Genomic DNA, 25,862 nt, shown 5'->3' with positions numbered 1-25,862 from the left:
ACATCCATGGGTCGGCGCGGACGACTGGGCCTTGCCCGGGAACGGCCGATGGAGTGACTTGGTTACGTTCCCTACGGCATACGGGGGATCCCCGGTGAACGGAAAGGGCCGGGACCGTGACGTCCCGACCCTTGCGTACCGTTGTCGTCAGGCCTACTTCACCGCGCCCGCCATCACGCCGGACACGAACTGCCGCTGGAACGCGAAGAACACGATCAGCGGGATCACCATCGAGATGAACGCGCCGGGTGCCAGCACGTCGATGTTGTTGCCGAACTGCCGTACCTGCTGCTGGAGTGCGACCGTCAGCGGCTGCGACTGGGAGCTGGAGAAGACCAGCGCCACCAGCATGTCGTTCCACACCCACAGGAACTGGAAGATGCCGAGGGAGGCGATCGCCGGCGCGCCCAGCGGCAGGACGACGGTGAGGAACAGCCGGGTCTCGCCGGCGCCGTCCAGCCGTGCCGCCTCCAGCAGTTCGCGCGGGATCTCGGCGAAGAAGTTGCGCAACAGGAAGATGGCGAACGGCAGTCCGAAACCGACGTGGAAGAGGACCACGCCGATGATGTCGCCGAAGATCCCGATCTTGCCGAAGAGATCGGCCAGCGGGATCAGCGCCACCTGGACGGGGACGACGAGCAGCGCGACCACGATCAGGAACCACCAGTCGCGGCCACGGAAGTCCATCCAGGCGAAGGCGTATCCGGCCATCGCGCCGATGAGCACCACGAGCACCGTGGCCGGGACCGTGATCCAGACCGTGTTCCACAGCGCGTGGGTGATCGCGTCGTTCTCCAGGAGCGACTTGTAGCTCTTCGCGGTCAGCTGGCTCGGCGCGGTGAACACCTTCCACCAGCCCGAGGTGGCGATGTCGGTCGGATCACGGAAGGAGGAGACCAGCAGGCCGAAGGTGGGCACCAGCCAGAACAGGGCCACGAGGATCAGGAAGACCCGCAGCACCCCGCCCCCCGCACCGCTCGCCACCCGGGAGGCGAGGGAACGCTTGCCGTGCACGGACGTGTCGAGGGCGGTCACCGGCGCTCCTTCCTCAGCCGGCGGATGTTCACGAACATCACCGGCAGTACGAGCAGCAGCAGGATGACGCCGATCGCGCTGCCGACGCCCTCGTTGCCGCCGCCGCCGAAGGACGACAGGAACAGCTGCAGGGCGAGCACGTTGGCGTCGGGCTGACTGGGCTGCGGGGCGATGATGTAGACCAGGTCGAAGATCTTCATCACGTTGATCATCAGGGTGATGAGGACGACCGCCAGGACCGGTGCCAGCATCGGCACGGTGATCCTGCGGAAGACCTGCCACTCGTTGGCCCCGTCGACCCGCGCCGCCTCGAGGAGGTTGCGGTCCACCCCCGCGAGGCCCGCCGCGATCAGCACCATCGCGAAGCCCGCCCACATCCACACGTAACTGCCGATGATGGCCGGGGTGACCAGGGTCGGGCCGAGCCAGTCGATGCCGCCGTACGGGGCGGAGAAGTTCGAGGCGGGGAGCCTGAGCCTGGCCCCGTCGGCCTTGTCGGGAAGGCTGAAGGTGCCGTCGGCGCCGGTCTTGGCGGAGGCGACGACCCTGCCGCCCTTCACCGCCTCCACCTTCACGCCCTTCAGCGCCTTCTCACCCGGGTCGATCCGGCCCTTCGTGCCGCCGCCGCCCAGCTTGAAGTCCAGCCAGACGGTGCCGGTCACTCCCGCACCGCTCGCCGCCTTCGCGTTCTCGGGACTGCCGGGCAGCCTGTTGGGCGCGATGCCGACCAGCGGCAGCAGGGCCGGGGTGCCCGCGTGCACGGTGCCGGTCGTGGTGAACGACCCCCCGCCGGAGGGCTTGAGGTCGGTCGCCGTGGCGTTCGGCCGGGCGCCCGGATACACCGAGGACGACACGAACGTGTCGTGGATGGACTTGGCGACCGCGTTGGCGGCGCCGAGGTTGGGGTCCTGCTCGTAGACCAGGCGGAAGATGATGCCCGCGGCGAGCATCGAGATCGCCATCGGCATGAAGACGATGAGCTTGAACGCCGTTCCCCAGCGCACCCGTTCGGTCAGCACGGCGAAGATCAGGCCGAGCGCGGTGACGACGGCCGGCGCCACCGCCACCCAGATCGCGGTGTTGCGCACGGCGGTCAGGGTGGCGTCGTTGGTGAAGATGTCGCCGTAGTTCTTCAGCCCCACGAAACCGGAGCCGTCGGCGTCGTAGAGGCTGCGCCAGACCGAGTACCCGATCGGGTAGACCACGAGCGCCCCGAGGAGCACGAAGGCGGGCAGCAGGAACAGCACCGCCACCCACAGCCGTGTCCCCGTGATGCTCTTGCGCGGTGAGACGGAGGGCGTCGGCAGTGCGCCGGCGCCCCCGGTCGTCTTCGCTACCGACGTCATGGCCGCGTCGTCAGCCCGTCGCGTAGGCCTTGGCCGCGTCGGCCTCCAGCTTCTGCTGGGTACCGGCGACGTCCTTCGGGTTGCGCAGGAAGTCCTGCAGGTCCTTCCACTCGCCGACGCCGGCCGTACCACCGAAGGCGGCCGGTGCCTGGTCGGACATGTCGAACCGGAAGTTGTCACCGGCCGCGAGCAGTTGCTGCGCGATCTGCTTGGTGATCGCGTCCTTGTACGACGACATGTCCATCTCCTTGTTCGGGGAGAGGATGCCGCCCTGCGCCGCCCAGATCTGGGCCGCGTCCGTCGAGGCCAGGAAGGTCAGCAGGGCCTGCGGCCCCTTGCCGTCCTTCAGCGCCACGGCCACGTCGCCGCCGCTGACCACGGGGGAGGTGCTGCCGACCGCCGGGAACGGGAAGACCTTGGCGTCCGTGCCGAGCTTGGCCTTGGTGTCGGCGTTGATGTTCGCCGTGACGAAGTCGCCCTCGAAGACCATTCCGGCCGGGGTGCTGCCCGAGAAGGTCTGGGTGACCGACTTCGGGAACTCCGTGTTCAGCGCGCCCTTGGTGCCGCCGGCGATCAGGTCGTTCTTGCCCCACAGCTGGGCGAGCGTGGTGAGCGCCTGCTTGACTGAGGGGTCCGTCCACTTGATCTTGTGCGCGGCCAGCTGGTCGTACTTCTGCGGTCCGGCCTGCGAGAGGTAGACGTTCTCGAACCAGTCGGTGAGCGTCCAGCCGTCCGCGCCGCCGATCGAGACGGCGGGGGTGCCGGCGTCCGACAGCGTCTGCGCGGTGGTGAGGAAGTCCTTCCACGTCTTCGGCGTCGCGCTGATGCCGGCCGCGTCGAAGGCCTTGGTGTTGTACCAGACCAGGGACTTGTTGGCGGCCTTGGCGTAGACGCCGTACTGCTTGCCCTTCCAGGCGCCGAGGTCGACCCAGCCCTTGGAGAAGTTCTTCTGCAACTGGGCCGTGGCGTCCGGGCCGAGGGGCTTGAGCCAGCCCTTGTCCGCGAACTGGTGCAGCACACCCACCTGGGGCAGGAACGCGACGTCCGGCGGCTTGCCGCCCTGGATCTTGGTACCGAGGAAGGTGGAGGTGTTGTTGCCCGTGGGCACGAAGTTGATCTTGGCGCCGGTCCGCTTCGTGAACTCGGCCATGACCTTCATGAAGTTCTTCTGCTCGGCGCCGGTCCACACGGCGGCGACCTCCAGGGTCTGGCCGTCGAGCTTGGGCAGCGACACGCTGCCCCCGCTTCCGCTTCCGCTCGCCTTGGAGCCGCCGCCGCTCTTGTTGTTGTCGCTGCCGCCGCATCCCGTCAGCGCCAGCGCGAGGGCTGCCGCGAGGAGCGCCGCGGCGGGTTTGGCGGCCTTGAGTGTCCCGTTCCTGCTGCTCGTGCTGCGCATCACTGCCCCGTTCTTCGATCTTCGTCGAACGTCGAGCGCTGTCCCGTGGATCTGGTCTACGCCCGTCGGATGGGGTCGGCAAGTGCGCGTCGTGTGTCAACCGGGCTTTCGTGACCGCGTCGTGACCGGGTGTCCGGTGTGGGCGTGACCGTCGGAGAGAGGAGCGGCTGCGGAGGGGGAGCGGCCGGGGAGGCGAGCGGCTGCGGAGGGGGAGCGGCCGGGGAGGGGAGCGGCTGAGGAGGGGAGCGGCCGGGGAGGCGAGCGGCCGGGGAGGGGAACGGCTGAGGAGGGGAGCGGCCGGGGAGGCGAGCGGAAGGAAGCGGACGGGGACGGGAACGGGAACGGCTGAGGAGGGGAACGGTCGCAGAAGGGAGCGGCCGACGCGGGCAAGCGGTCAGAGGAGTGACGGGACCTCCGAGGCCGACACCTCCCGGGCCGCTCGCTGCAGGGCACTCGCCAGGAGCGCCAGGTCGGTGGGGCCGTTGCCCAGTTCTCGCACCGGGCGGCGGGCCGGGGGATCGCCCATGCGCTGCCAGTCGAGGGGGACGACGGTCGGGCGGAGGGTGGCCGTGCGGGGGATGCGGCCCGTGACGCGCCCGCCCTGGAAGGGCGCCGAGCGGCCGTCGGGCCAGGTGAGCCGCCCGCGGCCCGGGGCCGGCTCGTCCGGGCCGGCGGCCGGGGACTCGAGTGCCACGCGCAGGGTGGCTCGCCGCACGGGTTCGGTCTCCGCCGTACGGCCGCCCGGGGCGGTCGCGGCCACCAGGTGGACACCGAGGCGCTCCCCCTCGCGGGCCACGGCCTCCAGCGCGCGCATGACGGACCCCGCCGCGGGCCGGCCGGGTGAACCGAGCGCGGGGTGGACCAGGGCGTCCAGGTCGTCCACGACGACCACCAGCCGGGGCAGCGGCGGGGCCGCCTCCGTCGGCCGGCGGGCCGCTCCCGGACGCAGGCGCGTCGTCGAGCTGGGCGGGGTGTCCAGGTCGCCCGCCGCGGTCGTGCCGGCCGCGGCGGTGCCGGTCGCGCGCTGGGTGACGATGCGGCCCGAGAGCTCCCGGCCCGTGTGCCACTGCGCGAAGTCACCGCGGCCCAGCAGCTCGGCCCGCCGCTTCAGCTCGGCGCTGAGGGACTGGGCGAACTCCCGCATGCGGACCGGGTCGTTGACGGTGAGGTGGGTGGTCACGTGCGGCACGTCCGTACAGACGCGCAGGCCGTCGCCGTGGGTGCCTCCCCCGGAGGGTGCGGCGCCGGCGCTCACGCCGTCCCGGCCGTCCACCAGGACGATGCCCAGCCGGTCGGGACGCTCGGCCGCTGCCAGCGAGGCCACCACGGCCCGCAGCAGCTCCGTACGTCCGCTGCCCGCCGGGCCCTCGATCAGCAGATGCGGGCCGTCGGCGGCGAGGTCCGCGCAGACGGGGCCGCGCGAGCCGGCGCCGAGCACGGCCCAGGCCCGTCCGCCGAGCGCCCCGGCGTCGTCCGCCGCGTCCGCCCAACGCGCCATCAGCGACGCCGGAGTGGCCCTCGCGAGCCCCAACTCGTCCAGCAGCCGCGCCGCTTGGGGCAGCGGTACGGAGACGCGCGCGGGCCGCTCGGCCCGGGAGCCGTCCGTCCTGAGCGGCGCCAGCGCCCGTGCGAACCGCTCGGCCCAGGCCAGGGACACGGCGTCGACGACGGCCATGGTGCCGGGGCCCACGGGCGCGGCGTGCGCCCCGCTGCCCGGGTCCACCGGGGCGCCGGTGGGCCCGGGCGGTGCCTCCGGTGCCCTTCCGGCGGGAGTGCCAGGGGCGGTCCGTGCCACCCGCATCAGCCGCAGGGCCGTCGCCACGTCGCCGCTGAGCAGTGCGACCGCGCCGCAGTCCCGGAAGACCGGCGCCACCGCGCACGCCGTCTCGTACGTCTCCGTCACCGGCGACGCGGGCGACGCGGACGCCGTCTCGGCCAGGCAGACGACGTGGATCCCGGCCCGGGGGCCCTCCAGCGCCAGGCGCGTCACCGCCTCCCGGACGGCGGCGCCTCCGGGGTCGCCGTCCACGACGACCACGCAGTGCGGACCGGTGAAGCCCTCCGGCTCCCGCGCGCCGTCGTCCTCGCGCGCCCAGGAGGGCCTGCGGGTGGCGGCGCGGGACTGGCCGGCGGGCGTGCGGGCCGGCTGCCGTGTGCCGTTGCGCACCTCCGCCTCCTGGTCCTCCAGGCGCCTGAGCAGCTCGCCCGTGCGGGCGGTGGCCTGCTCCCGGTCGTAGGCGAGCAGGAGGCGGCAGTCCTGGCCGTGGCCGGGGCGCAGGTGGGGGAGCCAGCCCAGCCAGCCCCACTCGGCCGTGCGCTCCTCCAGGGAGCGGGCACGGTCCGCGCTGATCAGGACGATCTCCAGGGTCTCGGGCGAGTGCAGCGCGGCGAGCTGCGCCAGCACCGCGCGGGCCAGCCCGGACAGCCGGGCGCGGGGGCCCGCGAGGCCCAGGGCCCCGGCCTCACGCAGATCCGCGGTCACCGGCACGGCGGGCAGCAGGCCGGAGCCGCCGGGCGCCGCGCGGTCCGCCGTGCCGAGCCGCACCGTGAGCGCCTCCGGGTGCCCCGGACCGCGCTCCCACAGCCGCGGGCCCGGGCCGAGCGCGGTCAGCAGCAGGGCCGCCGGGTCGGGCCAGGTCTCCGGCAGCTGGGGGCCGCCGGGCGGCACGGGACGCGGCGCCGCACCGAAGCCGTCGTCCCCGTCGTGCGCCTCGCCCCCGGGCGCCATCTGGTCGCCGCGCCCGCCGGCCAGCCGCCGGGCCCAGGCCGAGAGCCCGCCGCGCCTGCGCAGGCCCTGGGGTATGTCGGTGCCGCGCAGGGGCGTGCCCTTGCGGCTGCCGGACGGTTCGCCGTCGGCCGCGGTGGAAGGAGCGGCGGGGGCAGCCGCGGAGGACGACGTGGAGGGTGCCACGGAGGGCGACGTGGAGGGTGTCGTGGGGGACGCGGTGGCGGGTGCCGGGTCCCATGCGACCGCCGCGCCGGGCCGGCCCGGGTGCGTGTCGCCGCTTCCCCCGGATGCGCGGGTGTCCCCGCTCTCGATCCGGGGTGCCCCGCCCTGCCCGGGCACCAGCGGCTGCCCGGCCGGCCCGTGTCCGCGGGCGGTGGGCAGGCCGCGGGAGGGGGTGGCCGCCGGGCCGCCCCCGTCGGGCACGCGCGCGTGAGGCGTCGCCGCCGCGGCCGTGACCCCGCCCGCGGGGGCCGTCGGCGCAGCCTCGGCGGCGGTCTCCTCCCCGGACGCCACGCGCACGTGGCCCTCGCCGTCCGGGGCGGTCGGGGTCCGCGCCCCGGGGCCGCCGGCCGGGGCGACCCGCAGCGCCGACTCCCCGATGCGCAGCAGCGCGCCCGGGGCGAAGCGCACCCGGCGGGTGCTCAGGCGGACGCCGTCCAGGGTGGAGCCGTTGGTGGAGCCGAGGTCGGCGACCGAGACCTGGCCGTCGGCGGCGACGGTGACCGCGCAGTGGAGGCGGGAGACGTCCGGGTCGTCGAGCGGGACGTCGGCGTCGGCGGAGCGGCCGATGCGGATCTCGCCGCCGTGCAGCAGGTGGACGCCGCCCGCGTCCGGGCCCGCGATCACATGCAGCTGGGTGGGGGCGTCGTCCAGCTCGGGGTGGGGCTCGGGCTCGGCCGGTGCGCCCAGGGAGAGCACGGCACCGTCGATCAGCGGCGGCTCTCCCAGGGTGCAGCGCCGGTCGTCCAGGCGCTCCGCGCCCGCGTACAGCACCACCGGGCCGCCGGAGTCGCGGGTCCGCTCGGGCTGGGCGGCGCCGGTGTCACCCGCGGCCGCCGAGGCCAGCCCCGAGGCCACCACGGACAGGGCCGTGCCGGCGGGCGCCGTGACCAGCACGTCGCAGCTCGCGGCGCGGCCCCGCGCCCGGTCGGGCGGGCCCAGCGGGTCTACGACGGTCAGCCGGATCTGCATCGGCGTCTGCGGTCCCTTCTGCGCGGGCGCGGACCAGGGCCCACCCACACGAGCACATCGGCCAGTACTGCAGGCATCCTCGCACCTGCCACTGACAACGCGCCCGCCGCTCGGGCAAAGGTGATCTTGATTGGTCGGCTCTGCCCGCAAAAGTGCCTGACAGGTGACGTAGCCGGGACCGCTTGAGATCGGTCACGTCCACTTCGGACAACCGGTGGACCGAGTCGAGCGTCTTTCCTTCGAACATGTCCCGGGACGCGTACGTAAGACGCAGGGGAAGACGACAGGTCGTCGCCGCGGCGGGCGGCACTACAGTGGGTCGGAACGGTAAGCAAGCAGCAGGGAGCACATGACGTGCGGCCGGTAGGCAGCAAGTACCTGCTCGAGGAGCCGCTCGGTCGCGGCGCCACGGGCACCGTCTGGCGGGCCCGCCAGCGAGAGACCGCGGGGGCCGAGGCCGCCGTGCCCGGCCAGCCCGGCGAGACCGTCGCGATCAAGGTCCTCAAGGAAGAGCTCGCGAGCGACCCCGACATCGTGATGCGGTTCCTGCGGGAGCGCTCCGTCCTGCTGCGGCTGACCCACCCGAACATCGTCCGGGTCCGCGACCTGGTGGTCGAGGGCGATCTGCTGGCACTCGTCATGGACCTCGTCGAGGGCCCCGACCTGCACCGCTACCTGCGCGAGAACGGCCCGTTCACACCGGTGGCCGCCTCCCTGCTCACCGCCCAGATCGCCGACGCGCTCGCCGCCAGCCACGCCGACGGTGTCGTGCACCGCGACCTGAAGCCGGCCAACGTGCTGCTGAAGCAGGGCGGCGGGCAGATGCACCCGATGCTCACCGACTTCGGCATCGCCCGCCTCGCCGACTCCCCGGGCCTGACCCGCACGCAGGAGTTCGTCGGCACGCCCGCGTACGTCGCGCCGGAGAGCGCCGAGGGCCGCCCGCAGACCTCCGCCGTCGACATCTACGGCGCCGGCATCCTGCTCTACGAGCTGGTCACCGGCCGTCCGCCGTTCGCCGGCGGCTCCGCCCTGGAGGTCCTGCACCAGCACCTGAGCGCCGAGCCGCGCCGCCCGTCCACGGTCCCCGACCCGCTGTGGACGGTCATGGAGCGCTGCCTGAGCAAGAACCCCGACGACAGGCCGAGCGCCGAGAACCTCGCGCGCGGCCTGCGCGTGGTCGCCGAGGGCATCGGCGTGCACGCGAACGCCGCGCAGATCGCCGCCGCGGAGGGCATCGCCGCGCTGCTGGCCCCGGACCCGGCGCCGGCCGCCGTCCCAGGCTCGGGCGACCCCACGCAGGTGCTGCCGCACGGCGCCGGCTCCTACGACCCGAACGCCGCCACCGCCTTCCTGCCCCACACCGGCGGGCCGGGCCCGGCGGGCGCCGCCGACCCCACCGCCGTCCTGCCGAACACCGGGGCGGCCGACCCGACCGCCGTCATGCCGCCGATGCCGCAGGGACAGCCGGGACAGCCGGGGCAGGGGCCCGAGCAGCCGCACCCCTGGCAGAACCAGCTGCGTGCCGCCCGCGACCGCAACGAGCAGACCCAGGTGCAGCAGTACCTCGACCCGAACGAGGACCCGCTGCGCCGCCGCCCCCAGCGGCAGGTCGCCCGCCCGCAGCAGCGGCCCCAGCAGGGTTACGGCTATCCGCAGCAGCAACAACAGCCGCAGCGGTACGCCCAGCAGCAGCAACAACCGCAGCGGTACGCGCCTCCGCAGCACCAGCAGCCCCAGCGGTACGCGCCTCCGCAGCAGCCCGCGCGCGAGCCGCGGCCACCGCGGCAGCGCGGTGCCAACCCGATGAAGATCCCCGGCCTCGGCTGCCTTAAGGGCTGCCTGTTCACGATCGTCATCCTCTTCGTCGCCGGCTGGCTGGTCTGGGAACTCAGCCCGCTCCAGGAGTGGATCGGGACGACCAAGAGCTACTGGCAGCAGCTGAGCGACATGTTCGACACGGTGACGGGCTGGATCGGGAAACTGGGCGACGTGGTCGGCGGCGGCAGCAGTGGCGGCGGCAACTGACCACCGGGCTTGGTGATTTGTCGACACCTGGCGGGTGATTTCGGTCTCGGCGGTGAAGGTTGGCTCCCCGGACGCGTAGTTTTAGCGATTAACACGCGTCGGTAGGAGCAGTCTTGGCACGGAAGATCGGCAGCCGGTACACCGCGAACCAGATCCTCGGTCGGGGCAGCGCCGGCACGGTGTGGCTGGGCGAGGGGCCCGAGGGACCCGTCGCCATCAAGCTGCTGCGCGAGGATCTCGCGTCCGACCAGGAACTCGTCGGCCGCTTCGTGCAGGAGCGCACGGCCCTGCTCGGCCTGGACCACCCGCACGTCGTCTCCGTCCGCGACCTGGTGGTGGACGGCAACGACCTCGCGCTGGTCATGGACCTCGTCCGCGGCACCGACCTGCGCACCCGTCTCGACCGCGAGCGGCGGCTCGCGCCCGCGGCGGCGGTGGCGATCGTCGCCGACGTCGCCGACGGGCTCGCGGCCGCGCACGCGGCGGGCGTCGTGCACCGCGACGTGAAGCCCGAGAACGTGCTGCTGGACATGCAGGGCCCGCTGGGCCCCGGCGGCTCGCACCCGGCCCTGCTGACCGACTTCGGCGTCGCCAAGCTGATCGACTCCCCGCGCCGCACCCGTGCCACGAAGATCATCGGTACGCCGGACTACCTGGCCCCGGAGATCGTGGAGGGACTGCCCCCGCGCGCGGCCGTCGACATCTACGCCCTCGCGACCGTCCTCTACGAGCTGCTCGCCGGCTTCACGCCCTTCGGCGGCGGGCACCCCGGTGCCGTGCTGCGGCGGCACGTCACCGAGACGGTGGTCCCGCTGCCCGGGATCCCGGACGAGCTGTGGCAGCTCCTCGTGCAGTGCCTGGCCAAGGCGCCGGCCTCGCGGCTGCGCGCCTCCGAACTGGGGGTGCGGCTGCGGGAGCTGCTGCCTCTGGTCGAGGGGATGACGCCGCTGGACGTGGACGAGCCGGACACCGATCCGGGGGCGGAGCCGGAGACGGTGGCCGGGGAGCCCGCGGCGCCCGCACGCGAACGGGCGCGGCGGGGCGCCGTGCCGCTGGTGCCGGGTTCGAAGCCGGCCGACTCCAACCGGGACACCCACACCTCGATGCGCGTACCGGGCCCCGACGAACTCGCCGGCGGCGCCCGCGGTACGGCCCGCGCCCCCCGCGCGACCGGAACCCCGCGGCCCGGCTCCGCCCGCCACCGCGCCGTCACCCGGCGCCGCCGTCTGACCCTGGGCGCGGCGGCCCTGCTGCTGGCCGCGGCGGCCGGCGTGGGCACCTGGCTGGCGACCTCGGGGGACGACGCGGGGGCGACGCCCCAGCAAAGGAGCAGCTCGGCACCGGCGGTGCCGTGACCTCGTGACCTCGCGGCCGGTGCCCGGCGGGCACGCCGAACCGGCCGGTCCGGCGTTCGGCGGCGAGGCCCGGCGCAGCGGCCCGGCGCTGCCCGCCTGGCGGAGCCGTTACGCTGGAGGGCGTGGCAGTCGTCGATGTATCCGAAGAGCTCAAGTCCCTCTCCTCGACCATGGAGTCGATCGAGGCCGTTCTGGACCTCGACAAGCTGAGGGCAGACATCGCCGTGCTCGAGGAGCAGGCGGCCGCGCCGTCCCTGTGGGACAACCCGGACGAGGCGCAGAAGATCACCAGCAAGCTGAGCCACCTGCAGGCCGAGGTCAGGAAGGCCGAGGCGCTGCGGGGGCGGATCGACGATCTCGCCGTGCTCTTCGAGATGGCCGAGGAGGAGGACGACCCGGACACCCGCGCGGAGGCCGAGTCAGAGCTCTCCGCCGTCCGCAAGGCGCTGGACGAGATGGAGGTCCGGACCCTGCTGAGCGGTGAGTACGACGCCCGTGAGGCGCTCGTCAACATCCGCGCCGAGGCGGGCGGTGTCGACGCCGCCGACTTCGCGGAGAAGCTGCAGCGGATGTACCTGCGCTGGGCGGAGCAGAAGGGCTACAAGACCGAGGTCTACGAGACGTCGTACGCGGAGGAGGCCGGCATCAAGTCGACCACCTTCGCCGTGCAGGTGCCGTACGCCTACGGCACCCTCTCGGTCGAGCAGGGCACCCACCGGCTGGTGCGCATCTCGCCCTTCGACAACCAGGGGCGCCGCCAGACGTCCTTCGCGGGCGTCGAGGTGCTGCCCGTCGTCGAGCAGTCCGACCACGTCGAGATCGACGAGTCCGAGCTGCGCGTGGATGTCTACCGGTCCTCCGGCCCCGGCGGCCAGGGCGTCAACACCACCGACTCGGCGGTGCGGATCACCCACCTCCCCACCGGCATCGTCGTCTCCTGCCAGAACGAGCGCTCGCAGATCCAGAACCGCGCCACCGCGATGAACGTCCTCCAGGCCAAGCTGCTCGAGCGGCGCCGCCAGGAGGAGCAGGCGAAGATGGACGCGCTCAAGGGCGACGGCGGCAACTCCTGGGGCAACCAGATGCGTTCGTACGTCCTGCACCCGTACCAGATGGTCAAGGACCTGCGTACGGAGTTCGAGGTCGGCAATCCCGAGGCCGTGTTCAACGGCGAGATCGACGGGTTCCTCGAGGCCGGGATTCGCTGGCGCAAGCAACAGGAGAAGTAGGTTTGTCGACAAGGCAACTGCCGCCCGTCGGGCGGCAGTTGCCGTTTGTCTGGGTTTTACATCACACTCACAGGTTCCAAGCCCCCGGGAACCGGGCGCAACTGGACATTGCGTACGCAACGGCCTTGACGCCTCTTTGAAAAGTGGGAAGGGTGAAGCGTGGCATGCGTATCTCTGGGGCGCATGTGAACCGGGGGACCTCAGCGCGAGCAGCTACCTCCGTTGATCACGGCCCCGAGCGCCGCCCAACCGACGATTCAGCTACTGGGGGTAGCAACCACATGACCAAGAAGACGCGGATCCGGGTCGCGCGGGTGGCCGCGGGCGCCGTGATCGCCGCGGGCGCCTCGCTGACCGCCGCCGGCGCCGCTTCCGCGCTGGACATCGGCGTGAACGTCGCAGGTGTCGGCGTGGACGTCAGTGCCGGTGACGGCAGCGGCGGCAACGGTGGCAACGGCGGCGACCCGTGCACCATCGTCACCTCTCCGGACTGTGACCCGGGCGGCGGGAACGGCACCGAAGGCAACAGCAACGGTGGCAGCGGCACCGAAGGCAACAGCAACGGTGGCAGCGGCACCGAAGGCAACAGCAACGGTGGCAGCGGCACCGAAGGCAACAGCAACGGTGGCAGCGGCACCGAAGGCAACAGCAACGGTGGCAGCGGCACCGAAGGCAACAGCAACGGTGGCAGCGGCACCGAAGGCAACACCAACGGTGGCAGCGGCACCGAAGGCAACACGAACGGTGGCAGCGGCACCGAAGGCAACACCAACGGCGGGAACAGCACCGAAGGCAACACCACGGGTGGGACCGGCGGCAACGCGACGGGTGGCAGCACCACCGGCGGTGACCACGGCACTTCTGGCGGCGGATCCGGCTCCACCGCCGGCGGTACCGGTCCCGAGGGTGGCAGCAACCACAGCTCCGCTCAGGACGAGGGTTCCTCGGCCCTCACCGACACCGGCTCCGCCACCGCGGCGCAGGGCCAGGGTCAGGGTCAGAACAACAACGGTGCCCAGCTCGCCGAGACCGGTGCCGGCCAGACCGCGTTCCTGCTGATCGGCGCCGCGACGATGATCGCCGGCGGTATCGGCTTCCGCGTGCTGCCGCGCGTGGTGGGCGGCCGCGGCGGCGCTGCCGCCTGACGGTAGCCGCCCGCACACGCGCCGTGTGCGACGACGTACGACGAGGGGCCCGGAGCGGGTGTCGCTCCGGGCCCCTCGGGTGTCTGTGTGTACCTGCCGTGCCGCGCCTACGCGGTCTGGTGCGCCAGCAGCGCCACCGCCGCGATCAGCACCGCGAGCAGTGCGATCAGCGCCATGGGGTTCAGCCCCGCGAAGAAGTTCTGCTGCTGCAGCCGCTCGCGGTTCGCACGGCACACGGGGCACCGGCCCTCGCTCACGGGCGCCGCGCAGTTCGCGCACACCAGCCGGTCGTACGTCATGCGCTCGCCCTCCTTGACAACGCTTCCACCGGAAGAACGCACGGGGCTCGCCGAACGTTCCCCTCTCTACTGTGCCAGGTTCCCCCGGAGGGTGCGCGGGGGTCGCCTTCAAGGGGTGGGTGAGGCTCGTCTCGCGGCCGCCCCCGGGAGTGCTGAAGAACACCTGGCGGCACAAAAGTACACAAGCCCTGCTCAACCCTCACCGGCGCCTGCGGTCGTGCACCCGACTCGCGTATGGTCACGCTCACCTACCCCCGGCGACCCGTGGTGCACCCGTGATCCGATTCGACAACGTCTCCAAGGTCTACCCCAAGCAGACCCGCCCCGCACTCAGGGATGTCTCCCTGGAGGTGGAGAAGGGCGAGTTCGTGTTCCTCGTGGGTTCCTCCGGTTCCGGGAAGTCCACCTTCCTGCGGCTGATCCTCCGCGAGGAGCGGGCCAGCCACGGGCAGGTGCACGTCCTGGGCAAGGACCTCGCGCGCCTGTCCAACTGGAAGGTGCCGCAGATGCGGCGCCAGTTGGGGACCGTGTTCCAGGACTTCCGGCTCCTGCCCAACAAGACGGTCGGCGAGAACGTCGCCTTCGCCCAGGAGGTCATCGGCAAGTCCCGCGGCGAGATCCGCAAGTCCGTGCCGCAGGTGCTCGACCTGGTCGGGCTCGGCGGCAAGGAGGACCGGATGCCCGGTGAGCTCTCCGGCGGTGAGCAGCAGCGCGTGGCGATCGCGCGGGCCTTCGTCAACCGGCCCAAGCTGCTCATCTGCGACGAGCCCACCGGCAACCTCGACCCGCAGACCTCCGTCGGCATCATGAAGCTGCTGGACCGGATCAACCGGACCGGCACCACCGTGGTGATGGCGACGCACGACCAGAACATCGTGGACCAGATGCGCAAGCGCGTCATCGAGCTGGAGAAGGGCCGCCTCGTCCGCGACCAGGCGCGCGGCGTCTACGGATACCAGCACTGACCGCGACCGTCCACGGAAAGGCCTGAAGAAGACGCCATGCGCGCCCAGTTCGTACTCTCCGAGATCGGTGTCGGTCTCCGCCGCAACCTGACGATGACCTTCGCGGTCATCGTCTCCGTCGCCCTGTCGCTCGCCCTGTTCGGCGGGTCGCTCCTGATGAGCGACCAGGTCAGCACCATGAAGGGCTACTGGTACGACAAGGTCAACGTCTCGATCTTCCTCTGCAACAAGAGCGACGCCGAGTCCGACCCCCACTGCGCCAAGGGCGCGGTCACCGAGGACCAGAAGAAGGCCATCAGGTCCGACCTGGACAAGATGTCCTCCGTCGTGCAGAAGGTGACCTACGAGTCGCAGGACGAGGCCTACAAGCACTACAAGCAGCAGTTCGGCGACTCCCCGCTGGCCAGCTCCCTCACACCGGACCAGATGCAGGAGTCGTACCGGATCAAGCTGAAGGACCCGCAGAAGTACCAGGTCATCGCGACCGCCTTCGACGGGCGCGACGGCGTGCAGTCCGTGCAGGACCAGAAGGGCATCCTCGACAACCTCTTCGGGCTGCTGAACGGCATGAACTGGGCCGCGCGCGCCGTCATGGCGCTGATGCTCGTCGTCGCGCTGATGCTGATCGTCAACACCGTGCGCGTCTCGGCGTTCAGCCGGAGGCGTGAGACGGGGATCATGCGCCTGGTCGGTGCCTCGGGCTTCTACATCCAGGCGCCGTTCATCATGGAGGCGGCGGTCGCCGGCCTCATCGGGGGCGGCGTCGCCTGCGGATTCCTGGTGGTCGCGCGGTACTTCATCATCGATCACGGCCTGGACCTGTCCCACAAGCTGAATCTGATCAACTTCATCGGCTGGGACGCCGTGCTGACGAAGCTGCCGCTCATCCTCGCCACGAGTCTGCTCATGCCCGCCCTTGCCGCGTTCTTCGCGTTGCGCAAGTACCTGAAGGTGTGACGCATGCCAAGAGGGCCGTACGGTCAACCGGCCGTACGGCCCTTCGTGTTGTCCTAGACTCACCGGCATGTCAGGTCGTGACCTGTTGGCCCAGCCCCGCCGATTCCGCCGCGGGGCCGCCCTGACATTGGTCTTCGCGAGTGTGCTGGTCGCCGGCGCCGCGACCGGCTCCTTCTCCGAGAGCGACCGGAAATCCGCGGCGGACGAGGCCCGTTCGGCCGTCCCCGCCGGCCACCACGAGGACGTGGCCAGGGCGGCCGAGGAGGCCCTCGCCGACGGCAAGTCCCCGATGGAGGCCGCCGAGCGCGCGGTCAGCCGCAGCGGCGACCGCTGGGGGGCCGTGTACTCCCAGGGGGACTACGAGGAGTTCGAGGAGGCCCTCGACGGCCGGTACACCGGCGTCGGGCTGTCGGCGCGGCGCGAGCGGGACGGCCTGATCGAGGTGACCGGGGTGGCGCCCGGCTCGCCCGCCGCGGCCGCCGGGATCCGCCCGGGCGACCGGCTGCGCAGCATCGACGGCGAGAAGGCCGACGGGCGGCCCGTCACCGAGGTCGTCTCCCGGCTGCGCGGTGACGCCCAGGACGCGCCCGCCGGCACGGAGGTGCGGCTCGGCCTCCAGCGCGGCACGCGCGCGTGGACCGAGACGGTGCGCAGGGCCCTGCTGTCCACGGACTCGGTCAGCGTCCGCAAGCTGGCCGGCGGGGTCAGCGTGATCAGGATCGCGGCGTTCACCAAGGGCGTCGGCGACCTCGTGCACGCCGCCCTGCGGCGGGCCCCGGCCGGCGCCGGGATCGTCCTCGACCTGCGCGGCAACTCCGGCGGCCTGGTCACCGAGGCCGTGAGCACCGCCTCCGCCTTCCTGGACGGCGGCCTCGTCGCCACCTACGACGTCGACGGCGAGCAGCAGGCGCTGCACGCGGACCCCGGCGGCGACACCACCAGACCCCTGGTCGCGCTCGTCGACGGCGGCACGATGAGCGCGGCCGAGCTGCTCACCGGAGCCCTGCAGGACCGCGGGCGCGCGGTCGTGGTGGGCTCCCGCACCTTCGGCAAGGGCTCGGTGCAGATGCCGAGCAGGCTCCCCGGCGGCTCCGTGGCCGAGCTGACCGTCGGGCACTACCGCACCCCCTCCGGCCGCAGCGTCGACGGCCACGGCATCACGCCCGACCTGGAGGTCACCGCGCGGGGCCGGAAGGCCGTCGAGCGGGCCGAGACGGTTCTCGCCGGTCTGGGCGACTCCGATTAACGGCTGGTCCGCACCCCCCTGCGTAGTGCGAAAATGGACAGCACTATGAGCAAGGGAATGTACGTACCCAAGGAGGCCCAGCCCAAGAAGGGCGGGGGCGCCGCCAAGGCCAAGGACGGCGAGAAGGGCGGCAAGCGCAAGATCGTCGCGCAGAACAAGAAGGCCCGGCACGACTACGCGATCATCGACACCTACGAGGCCGGGCTCGTCCTGACCGGTACCGAGGTGAAGTCGCTGCGTCAGGGGCGGGCCTCGCTGGTCGACGGCTTCGTGCAGGTCGACCGGGGGGAGGCATGGCTGCACAACGCCCACATCCCGGAGTACAGCCAGGGCAGCTGGACCAACCACTCCGCGCGCCGCAAGCGCAAGCTGCTGCTGCACCGCGAGGAGATCGACAAGCTGTCCGTGAAGGCGGACGAGACGGGTCACACGGTCGTGCCGCTCGCCATCTACTTCAAGGACGGCCGGGCGAAGGCCGAGATCGCGCTCGCGCGCGGCAAGAAGGAGTACGACAAGCGCCAGACCCTGCGGGAGAAGCAGGACCGGCGGGAGTCGGACCGCGCGATCGCCGCGGCGAAGCGCAGGCAGCGGGGCGCGTAGCGGGCCTGCCGGGCACCCGGGAATAGGCTGGCATCGCCGTGCGTTGGTCACGTACGATGGCAGCAGCACCGGACGAACGGCCGGTGCGCACCTTGAGAAATCAACATGGGGATGATCGGTTTCGACAGCGGCTGTCGAAGCAGGGGAAGCGTGTCGAGGAAGCGGCAATGATCTCGTAAACCATATGTCGCAAAAAATAATCGCCAACACCAAGCGCGATTCCTTCGCCCTCGCTGCCTGAGTAGCGACTTGCGAAGTGTCAGCCCGGGGCTGTTCCCGACCCGGATCCTGGCATCAGCTAGGGAACTAAACCTTGATCCCGGTCACGGGGTGAAGAGGGAAATCAAACAGTGACTGGGCCCGTCGGCGACTTGTTCGCGTGATCGCCGGGGCCGAGAAAATCACAGCGGACTGCACACGGAGAAGCCCTGATTCCGCACCGTTGGACGCGGGTTCGATTCCCGCCATCTCCACTCCTCATGTTGAAGGCCCGGTGGTCCCAGACCACCGGGCCTTCGCCGTGCAGGGCCCCGGTGCGGGCCGCGACTCCCCGCGTCAGGCGAGGGTCCGCGGCGCCGTGCTCGCCCGCTCCGTCAGCTTCGGCGGCAGGAGAGTGGCCTCGGGTACGGTGCCGCCGCCGAGCTTCTTCATCAGCAGCCGCACCGCCCGCTCGCCCACCTCGGCCGAGGGCACGGCGACGGAGGTGACGGGAATCCGGACGGAACCGGCGAGCTCGTCGGGGCAGATGGCGGTGACGGAGAGGTCGCCGGGCACGCGCAGGCCGAGCTGCTCGAAGGCGTCGATCAGCGGTTCCACGATCGGCTCGTTGTGGACCACCACGCCGGTCAGCGCGGGCTGCTCGCGCAGCAGTTGCCCGGCGACCAGGCGGGCGGCGGCGGGCGAGGCCTCGCACGGGTGCACCGAGGAGACCAGCCCGCAGCGGTCCGCGGCGGCGGTGAAGCCCCGCACCACCCGCTGGGCGAAGCCGGTCTGCCGCAGGTACACCTCCGGCGGCGACCCGACCAGCGCCACCGTCCGGTGCCCGAGCCGCGCCAGATGCTCCACGCACGCCTCACCGGCCGCCTCGAAGTCGAGGTCGATGCAGGTCAGGCCCGTGGCGTCGGCCGGGAAGCCGATCATCACCGACGGCCGCTCCAGCGAGCGCAGCAACCCCAGCCGGGAGTCGTGCAGCTGGACGTCCATCACGATCAGCGCGTCCACCAGCGCCGTGTCGGCGACCCGGCGCAGCCCGTCGTCGCCCTCCTCCTGGGTGAGGAGCAGGACGTCGTGGTCGTAGCGGCGCGCCGTCGTCACCACCGACACCGCGAACTGCATCACCACCGGGACGTGGATGCCGGCCCGTAAGGGGATCACGAGCGCCAGGACGTTCGAGCGGCTGCTGGCCAGCGCGCGGGCACCCGCGTGCGGCCGGTAGCCGAGCTCGCGGATGGCCTCCGCCACGCGCCGCCGGGTCTCCTCGGAGATCGGGCGCTTGCCGCTGAGCGCGTAGGAGACCGTGCTGGGGGAGACCCCGGCGTGCCGCGCCACATCGGTGATCTTCACCATCAGCCCAGCTCCAGCGAGAGGAATCCGGTGCCCGCCCGCGCCCGCGTGGTCCGCTCCCCGGCCGCCAGCGCCCAGTCCGCCGCCGGATCGCTGCACGAGGCCCGCAGTGTGTCCCCTTCGCGTACGACCGTGAAGATCACGTCGCCCACCGGGACCGTCACCCGCGCGCCCCGCTCCAGCCTGTAGGCCCGCAGTGTCACGCCGTCCGCGAGGTCGTAGTCGGGCCGGTCCGCCACCGCGCCCACCGGGATCACCGCGCCCGGCCTGACCAGCAGCGGCACGCTGAGGAACCCGTGCCGCTCGCGCACCCAGCGCGGCCCGGTCACCGTCCGCCCGCTGAGGTAGTGGGTCCAGGTGCCCTCGGGCACGTAGTAGGAGACGTCTCCCTCGTCGTCGAAGACCGGCGCCACCAGCAGGTCGGGGCCGAGCATGAACTGCCGCTCCAGGTGCGCGCAGGCGGGGTCGTCCGGGAACTCCAGCACCATCGCCCGCATCATCGGCAGGCCCTCGGCGTGGGCGGTGCGCGCGGCCTCGTACAGATACGGCATGAGCCGCATCTTCAACCGGGTGAACAGCCGCAGCACGTCCACCGACTCCTCGTCGAAGAGCCACGGCACCCGGTAGGAGGAGCTGCCGTGCAGCCGGCTGTGCGAGGACAGCAGGCCGAAGGCGATCCAGCGTTTGAACAGCGCCGGCGTCGGGGTGCCCTCGAAGCCGCCGATGTCGTGGCTCCAGTAGCCGAAGCCGGACAGGCCGAGCGAGAGCCCGCCGCGCAGCGACTCCGCCATCGACTCGTACGTCGCCTCGCAGTCGCCGCCCCAGTGCACGGGGAACTGCTGGCTGCCGGTGGTCGCCGACCGGGCGAAGAGCACCGCCTCGCCCTCGCCGCGGTGCTTGCGCAGCACGTCGAAGACGGTGCGGTTGTAGAGGTACGTGTAGTAGTTGTGCATCCGCTCCGGGTCGGCGCCGTCGGACCAGGCCACGTCGACCGGCACCCGCTCGCCGAAGTCGGTCTTGAAGCAGTCGACGCCCTGCGCGAGCAGCGCCTCCAGCTTGGCGGCGTACCAGTCGCGGGCGGCCGGGCTGGTGAAGTCGACCAGTGCCATGCCCGGCTGCCACATGTCCCACTGCCAGACGCTGCCGTCCGGCCGCCTGAGCAGGTGCCCGAGCGCCTTGCCCTCGGCGAACAGCGGTGAGCGCTGGGCGATGTAGGGGTTGATCCACACGCTGATGTGCAGGCCGCGTTCCTTGAGCCGGGCCAGCATGCCCTCCGGATCGGGGAAGACCCGCGGGTCCCACCGGAAGTCGCACCAGTTGAACTCCCGCATCCAGAAGCAGTCGAAGTGGAAGACGGACAGGGGCAGTTCGCGCTCCCGCATGCCCTCGATGAAGGACGTCACCGTCTCCTCGTCGTAGGAGGTCGTGAAGGACGTCGACAGCCACAGGCCGAAGGACCAGGCGGGCGGCAGGGCCGGGCGGCCGGTCAGCGCGGTGTACTTGCGCAGGATCTCCTTCGGGCTCGGACCGTAGATGACGTAGTACGTCAGCTCCTGTGTCTCCGCGCTGAACTGGACCCGGGACACCGTCTCCGAGCCGACCTCGAAGGAGACCTTGCCGGGGTGGTCGACGAAGACGCCGTAGCCCGCGTCGGTGAGGTAGAACGGGACGTTCTTGTAGGCCTGTTCGGTGGCCGTGCCGCCGTCGGCGTTCCAGATGTCCACGACCTGGCCGTTCTTGACCAGCGGGCCGAAGCGTTCGCCGAGGCCGTAGACGGAGGTGCCGACCGTCAGGCCGAGTTGCTCGCGCAGGTAGTGGGCCCCGGTGGCGGCCTCCCGCATGATGCCCATGCCCTTGGGGCCACTGGAGGTGAGGACACGGCCGTGCGCGAGGAAGTCGAGGTGCCAGGTGCCGGTGCGGGCCAGCTTCAGCGACAGCGCGCCGGAGGTGAGCGTCGCGTGCTCCTCGTCGTACTCGGTGTGCGCGGCGACGTCCTGCTCCCGCACCTCGAACTCGGGCCCGCGTGGCTGCTCGCCCTCGAAATGGGTGAAGGTGACGCCGATGACGTCCGGCATCGGGGTGTGCGCGCTGATCGTCACGACCGGTCCCTTCAGCAGGTCGCCGCGGTGGCGGATGGGCTGCGTCGGCGCGTGGATCTCCAGCGAGCCCTCGGCGGCGGTGACGTCGAGGACCTCGACGGGGTGGGCCGCGGTGACGCCCTCGCGCAGCAGCCAGTAACCATCGGTGAACTTCATGTGGGGGTCCTTACTTCACGGCTCCCACGGCGATGCCGCGGGTGAGCGTCCGCTGGAAGACGAGGAAGAAGACGATCGCGGGGAGCACGCCCAGCAGGGCCGCCGCGTTGGTCATGGTGGCGTCCATCAGGCGCTGGCCCTGGAGGACGCCGAGCGCCACCGACACCGTCTGGTTGTCGTTGGAGATCAGCATGACCAGGGGGAGCAGGAACTCGTTCCAGGTCCAGATGAAGAAGAAGACCAGCAGCACACCGATGGTCGGCCGGCTGACCGGGACGACGATCCGCCACAGCACCTGCCACTTGTTCGCGCCGTCGATGCGGGCCGCCTCGATGACCTCGCGGGGGAACTGGCCCAGGACGGAGGAGAGCAGATACGTGCCGAAGGCCGCCTGGATCACCGTGAAGACGATGATCACGCTCAGCCTGGTGTCGTACAGGCCCACCTGCTTGCTCAGGTAGTAGACGGGGTAGACCAGCGCCTCCTGCGGAAGCATGTTCGCCAGCACGAAGAAGGCCAGGACCCAGGTGCGGCCCCGGATCCGGCCGATCCCGATGGCGTAGGCGTTCAGGACGGACAGGACCGCCGCGCCCACCGCCACCGAGCCGCTGATCAGCACCGAGTTGAACAGCTTCTGGCCGTAGTCGACGCGCTGCCAGAAGTCCTTCAGGCCGCCCAGGTAGAGGCCCTTGGGGAGGCTGAGGGGACCGTTCTGGGAGTACTCGGCCGGCGACTTCACGGCGTTCACGGCCACGATCAGGAACGGCACGACCATGAAGAGCGCCGCGATGCACAGGGCGATCAGCACCGGGTAGCGGCGCAGGGCGCTCGTCATGCGCTCTCCCCTTCCTCGCTGCGGGTCTGGAGTTTCAGCAGGGCCAGGGAGAGCACCAGGATGATCACGGTGAGGATCGTGGAGATCGCGGCGCCGTAGCCGACCTGGGTCTTCTCGAAGAAGGTGGAGAAGGAGAAGTAGGAGGGCACGTCGGTGGCGCCGCCCGGGCCGCCCTTGGTCAGGACGTACACCGCGCCGAAGACCTTCAGCGCGGCGATGGTGCACCAGGTGAGGACGACGTAGATCTCCGGGCGGATCTGCGGCAGCGTGATGTGCCAGAACCGCCGCCACCAGCCGGCGCCGTCCAGTTCGGCCGCCTCGTACAACTGCGGGTCCACCCGCTGCAGTCCGGCCATCAGGACGACGAGCGGGAAGCCGATCTGCACCCAGATCATCACGCCCATCACGCTGTAGAGCGCGACGTCCGGGTCGCCGAGCCAGTCCTGCTGCCACGACCCCAGCCCGACCGCCTTCAGCAGCTCGTTGAGCGAGCCGTTGTCGGGCGCGAGGATCCAGCTCCAGACGATGCCGGCGACCGCGATCGGCAGCACCTGCGGGAGGTAGAAGCAGGCGCGCAGCACCGCGGCCCACCGCGCGCCGAAGTGCTTGCCGACGAAGTCGAACAGGGCGGCGGCCAGGATCAGGCCGATCACGGTCGGCACGACCGCCATGGCCAGCACCATGAACAGGCTGTGCCGGAAGGACGCCCAGAACTCCGAGTCGTCCATCAGCTCGCGGTAGTTGGCGAGGCCGGTCCACTTCGGGGTGCCGATGCCCTGCCACTCGGTGAAGCTCACGCCCGTGTTCATCAGGAACGGGACGACGATGATCGCCGTGAAGGCGAGGATGCCGGGCAGCAGGAAGAGGGCGTAGGAGTCACGGGTACGGGGGCGGCGCGGGCCGGCGGCCGGCAGTTTGCCGACGGCCCGCCCGCCCCGTTCGACGGTCACCGTCATTGCTTCGGCGCACCCTTGTCGTAGGCCTGCTGGAGGGCGTCGAGATACGCGCCCGGCTTCTCGCTGCCCGTCATCAGCTTCTGCGTCTCGGAGACGAGGACGTCGTAGAAGCCGTTGACCGGCCAGTCCGGGTAGAAGGCGAGCCCGTCCCGCTTGCTGACGGTGTTGAAGCCGGAGATCAGCTCCCTGGACTTCGGATCGGTGATGGCGCCGGTGTCGGCCGCGACCGGGACGCCGCCCTTGTTGCCGAGCAGGTTCTGGATCTTCTTCGACATGGTGATGTCGATGAAGTCGTAGGCGAGCTGCTTGTTCTTGGCGTTCTTCGGGACCACCCAGAGGTTGCCGCCGGAGCCGGGGGTCAGCTGCGAGCCGGGCCAGAGCGAGGAGTCCCAGTCGAACGTGGCCTCCTTCTGGAAGCGGCCGTACCACCAGCTGCCGGAGAACAGGATCGGCGACTTGCCCTGGATGAAGGACACGCCCGCGTCCTCGGCCTTGGTGCTGGTGGACTTCTTGCTGATGTAGCCCTTCTTCACCCAGTCCGCGAAGGTGGTCGCGCCGTAGGTCCAGGCCGCGTCGTGGAAGTCCGTCCTGCCCTTGTACAGCTCGAACTTGTCGACCCATGAGCGGTCGGCCCTGGACAGGGCGAGCTGGTAGAGGTACTGCTGCGCCATGTACTCGGCGCCGGCGTTGGCGAGCGGGGTGACGCCCTTCTTCACGAAGGCGTCCATGGCGGCCGTGAGCTGGTCGAACGTCTTCGGCTCGGCGATCTTGTACTTCTTGAAGAGGTCCTTGTTGTAGTACACCATCGTGTACTCGGCGTAGTTGGGTAGGCCGTACCACTTGCCGGAGCCCATGACCCCGTCGGCGTCGTACCGGCTGGTCGTGGCCACGCCCGCGCTGAGCTTCTTGTCCCAGCCGCGCCTGGTCACCTCGGGGGTCAGATCGGTCAGCAGGCCCTGCTTGGAGAGCTGGCCCGCGGTCGCGTTGCCCTTGTTGTACTCCATGATGTCGGGCGCGTCCGAGGAGTTGAGGATCATGGGCGCGGTCTTCTGGATCTGTTCGAAGCCCTTCTCCTCGAACTTCACCTTCACGCCCGGATGCTTCGCCTCGAACTCCTTGATCGCCTCGTTCCAGGCCACCCCCATCGCGCTGTCGGGGCCTTCGTAGTGCCACAGCCTGAGGGTCTTGGCGTCGGAGGAGGAACCTCCGCCCGAGCCGCCGCAGGCCGTCATGACCAGCGATCCGCCGAGGATCGCGGCCGTGATCGTCATCACACGCCTTCGTGCCGTCAACATCCCTGCCTCCTGGAGAACCGGACAGGTATCAGTGCGCCACGCGGCGATCCTGCCCTCGTGTCGAATCGTTTCGACGCTTGTCGTCGAAGCGCTTCGACGGGCGAAGGTAGGCGCGCGTTCGCGGCCCGTCAATGGATCGGACGGGAATTCCTGTCCCGGACCGCGGGGAGGCGGTGGGCGAGGGAGATCGTCAACGCGACGGCCGCCGCCGTCGCCGGCACCCCGAACCCGGCCGCCGGCGCGAGGTGGTCGACCACCCAGCCGCCGCTCGCGGAGCCGCAGGCGATCCCGGCCAGCAGCCCGGTGACGGCGAGCGTCATGCCCTCGTTCAGCCGGCCCTCGGGGGTGCGCCGCTGCACCAGCGTCATGGTCGTGACCATGGTCGGGGCGGTGGCCATGCCGGCGATCAGCAGGGCGCCCGCGAGCAGCACGAGGGAGCCGGTGAGCGAGGCGGCGAGCAGGGGCACAAGGAGCAGCGCCGTCATCGCCGCGACGCACCACGGCAGCCGCGCGGACGCGGGGCCGGTCAGCGGCAGCGCGCCGAACAGCAGACCCGCCGCGCACGAGCCCGCCGCCTGCAGCGCGAGCACGGCACCCGCCGCCGTGCGGTGCCCCTGGGCGTCCGCGAAGGCGATCGTGACGACCTCCAGGGAGCCGAACACCGCGCCGGCCGCCAGGCAGACGGCGAGCAGCGGGGGCATGCCGGGGGCGCGCAGCGGGGATGCCGCGCGGGCCCGCCGCCGCACCGGCGGCTCGGTGGAGCGCTGCGCGGCGAACAGCAGCATGCCGGTCAGCAGCAGCACGGCCCCGGCCAGCGTGCCGGCCTCCGGGAAGAACGTTCCGCACAGGAAGGCCGCGAGCATCGGGCCCAGCATGAAGCACAGCTCGTCGGCGGCCTGTTCGAAGGAGTTCGCGGTGTGCAGCGCGCGGTCGTCGCCCGCCAGCAGATACGCCCAGCGGGCGCGGGACATGCCGCCGGTGTTCGGGGTCGTCGCGGTGGCGGCGTAGCAGGCGAACAGGGTCCAGGCGGGGGCGCGCAGGTGCACGCACAGCACCAGGGCGAGGGAGCCGAGCACGGCGAGGGCCGTCGCCGGTACGGCGATCCGCGCCTGGCCGTGCCGGTCGACGAGCCGCGCGGTCCACGGCGCCACCAGCGCGGTCGCCGCGAGACCGGTCGCGGTGACGGCGCCGGCGAGCGCGTACGAGCCGCGGGTCCCGGCGATCATCACCACCGCGCTCACGCTGAACATGCCCATGGGCAGCCGGGCCAGCAGGTTCCCGGCGGTGAAGGCGCGGGCGCCGGGGACGCGGAGGAGCCGGCGGTAGGGGCCGGGCGGGCGGTGGCCGGTGCGGGGGCGGAAGTCGGCGGCGACGAGGGCGTCGGCGGTGACGGTGAACAGCGGGTCGTTGCGCGGTGTCGGCTGCGGCATGGCCACCA

General features: G+C 71.6%; 19 protein-coding genes and 1 other RNA gene. 9 read left to right on the top strand and 11 right to left on the bottom strand.

Annotation, left to right across the window (positions count from 1 at the left end; all coding sequences use genetic code 11):
* Positions 1 to 153 precede the first annotated feature (153 nt).
* The 4 genes from ACJ9NR_RS15590 to ACJ9NR_RS15575 all read right to left on the bottom strand — a co-directional run bounded on the left by ACJ9NR_RS15590 (position 154) and on the right by ACJ9NR_RS15575 (position 7,696).
* Complete coding sequence (locus ACJ9NR_RS15590) at positions 154 to 1,035, bottom strand: carbohydrate ABC transporter permease (protein WP_412488166.1); 882 nt, start codon at positions 1,033 to 1,035, stop codon at positions 154 to 156.
* Positions 1,032 to 2,381, bottom strand: a complete 1,350-nt coding sequence (locus ACJ9NR_RS15585) for a carbohydrate ABC transporter permease (protein WP_412488165.1) — start codon at positions 2,379 to 2,381, stop codon at positions 1,032 to 1,034. The genes ACJ9NR_RS15590 and ACJ9NR_RS15585 overlap by 4 nt, the downstream gene beginning before the upstream one ends.
* Before the next feature lie 10 nt (positions 2,382 to 2,391).
* Positions 2,392 to 3,777 carry an ABC transporter substrate-binding protein gene (locus ACJ9NR_RS15580; protein ID WP_412488164.1) on the bottom strand — a complete coding sequence of 462 codons (1,386 nt, stop codon included), beginning with the start codon at positions 3,775 to 3,777 and terminating at the stop codon, positions 2,392 to 2,394.
* 394 nt (positions 3,778 to 4,171) lie between these two features.
* Positions 4,172 to 7,696, bottom strand: a complete 3,525-nt coding sequence (locus ACJ9NR_RS15575; RefSeq protein WP_412488163.1) for an FHA domain-containing protein — start codon at positions 7,694 to 7,696, stop codon at positions 4,172 to 4,174.
* A 354-nt stretch (positions 7,697 to 8,050) separates the two neighbouring features.
* Between ACJ9NR_RS15575 and ACJ9NR_RS15570 the strand changes: the two genes are divergently transcribed.
* The 4 genes from ACJ9NR_RS15570 to ACJ9NR_RS15555 all read left to right on the top strand — a co-directional run bounded on the left by ACJ9NR_RS15570 (position 8,051) and on the right by ACJ9NR_RS15555 (position 13,453).
* Positions 8,051 to 9,724, top strand: a complete 1,674-nt coding sequence (locus ACJ9NR_RS15570) for a serine/threonine-protein kinase (RefSeq protein WP_412488162.1) — start codon at positions 8,051 to 8,053, stop codon at positions 9,722 to 9,724.
* A gap of 113 nt (positions 9,725 to 9,837) precedes the next feature.
* Complete coding sequence (locus tag ACJ9NR_RS15565) at positions 9,838 to 11,079, top strand: serine/threonine-protein kinase (protein WP_412488161.1); 1,242 nt, start codon at positions 9,838 to 9,840, stop codon at positions 11,077 to 11,079.
* 122 nt (positions 11,080 to 11,201) lie between these two features.
* A complete protein-coding gene (gene prfB / locus ACJ9NR_RS15560) occupies positions 11,202 to 12,308 on the top strand; it encodes a peptide chain release factor 2 (protein ID WP_412488160.1) in 1,107 nt (368 codons plus the stop codon).
* Positions 12,309 to 12,589: 281 nt separating this feature from the next.
* Positions 12,590 to 13,453: a hypothetical protein gene (locus tag ACJ9NR_RS15555; RefSeq protein ID WP_412488159.1), complete on the top strand. Its 864-nt coding sequence runs from the start codon at positions 12,590 to 12,592 to the stop codon at positions 13,451 to 13,453.
* A 107-nt stretch (positions 13,454 to 13,560) separates the two neighbouring features.
* Here ACJ9NR_RS15555 and ACJ9NR_RS15550 read toward each other — a convergent pair whose 3' ends face one another.
* On the bottom strand, positions 13,561 to 13,752 hold the full coding sequence (locus tag ACJ9NR_RS15550; protein WP_393866212.1) for a hypothetical protein: 192 nt from the start codon (positions 13,750 to 13,752) through the stop codon (positions 13,561 to 13,563).
* A gap of 275 nt (positions 13,753 to 14,027) precedes the next feature.
* Here ACJ9NR_RS15550 and ftsE point away from each other — a divergent pair, with 275 nt between their 5' ends.
* From ftsE to ssrA, 5 genes are all read left to right on the top strand, one after another.
* Entirely contained in the window at positions 14,028 to 14,717 is a 690-nt protein-coding gene (ftsE, locus tag ACJ9NR_RS15545) for a cell division ATP-binding protein FtsE (RefSeq protein ID WP_399353581.1), read from the top strand.
* Between the two features lie 36 nt (positions 14,718 to 14,753).
* Positions 14,754 to 15,674: a permease-like cell division protein FtsX gene (gene ftsX / locus ACJ9NR_RS15540; protein ID WP_412488158.1), complete on the top strand. Its 921-nt coding sequence runs from the start codon at positions 14,754 to 14,756 to the stop codon at positions 15,672 to 15,674.
* Positions 15,675 to 15,741: 67 nt separating this feature from the next.
* Entirely contained in the window at positions 15,742 to 16,920 is a 1,179-nt protein-coding gene (locus tag ACJ9NR_RS15535) for a S41 family peptidase (RefSeq protein ID WP_412488157.1), read from the top strand.
* 57 nt (positions 16,921 to 16,977) lie between these two features.
* Positions 16,978 to 17,520, top strand: coding sequence for an SsrA-binding protein SmpB (gene smpB / locus ACJ9NR_RS15530; RefSeq protein ID WP_412488840.1), 543 nt, complete (start codon positions 16,978 to 16,980; stop codon positions 17,518 to 17,520).
* 107 nt (positions 17,521 to 17,627) lie between these two features.
* Positions 17,628 to 17,996, top strand: a transfer-messenger RNA (tmRNA) gene (gene ssrA, locus ACJ9NR_RS15525).
* A gap of 79 nt (positions 17,997 to 18,075) precedes the next feature.
* Here the strand turns inward: ssrA and ACJ9NR_RS15520 are convergent.
* The 6 genes from ACJ9NR_RS15520 to ACJ9NR_RS15495 all read right to left on the bottom strand — a co-directional run bounded on the left by ACJ9NR_RS15520 (position 18,076) and on the right by ACJ9NR_RS15495 (position 25,854).
* Positions 18,076 to 19,086 carry a LacI family DNA-binding transcriptional regulator gene (locus ACJ9NR_RS15520; RefSeq protein WP_412488156.1) on the bottom strand — a complete coding sequence of 337 codons (1,011 nt, stop codon included), beginning with the start codon at positions 19,084 to 19,086 and terminating at the stop codon, positions 18,076 to 18,078.
* On the bottom strand, positions 19,086 to 21,338 hold the full coding sequence (gene yicI, locus ACJ9NR_RS15515; RefSeq protein ID WP_412488155.1) for an alpha-xylosidase: 2,253 nt from the start codon (positions 21,336 to 21,338) through the stop codon (positions 19,086 to 19,088). Before yicI ends, ACJ9NR_RS15520 begins: the two co-directional genes overlap by 1 nt.
* 10 nt (positions 21,339 to 21,348) lie before the next feature.
* Positions 21,349 to 22,173, bottom strand: coding sequence for a carbohydrate ABC transporter permease (locus ACJ9NR_RS15510; RefSeq protein WP_412488154.1), 825 nt, complete (start codon positions 22,171 to 22,173; stop codon positions 21,349 to 21,351).
* Positions 22,170 to 23,129, bottom strand: a complete 960-nt coding sequence (locus ACJ9NR_RS15505; RefSeq protein ID WP_412488153.1) for a carbohydrate ABC transporter permease — start codon at positions 23,127 to 23,129, stop codon at positions 22,170 to 22,172. Before ACJ9NR_RS15505 ends, ACJ9NR_RS15510 begins: the two co-directional genes overlap by 4 nt.
* The gene (locus ACJ9NR_RS15500; RefSeq protein WP_412488152.1) at positions 23,126 to 24,424 is read right to left on the bottom strand and encodes an ABC transporter substrate-binding protein; all 1,299 of its coding nucleotides are present in this window, start codon (positions 24,422 to 24,424) and stop codon (positions 23,126 to 23,128) included. The genes ACJ9NR_RS15505 and ACJ9NR_RS15500 overlap by 4 nt, the downstream gene beginning before the upstream one ends.
* 128 nt (positions 24,425 to 24,552) lie before the next feature.
* On the bottom strand, positions 24,553 to 25,854 hold the full coding sequence (locus tag ACJ9NR_RS15495) for an MFS transporter (RefSeq protein WP_412488151.1): 1,302 nt from the start codon (positions 25,852 to 25,854) through the stop codon (positions 24,553 to 24,555).
* Between the last annotated feature and the right edge of the window lie 8 nt (positions 25,855 to 25,862).

This window comes from Streptomyces sediminimaris (assembly GCF_047049295.1).
In the GTDB taxonomy this organism is placed as follows: Bacteria; Actinomycetota; Actinomycetes; order Streptomycetales; family Streptomycetaceae; genus Streptomyces; species Streptomyces sediminimaris.
Note: the sequence above shows the minus strand (reverse complement) of the source record. Positions and strands in the feature narration are given on the sequence as shown.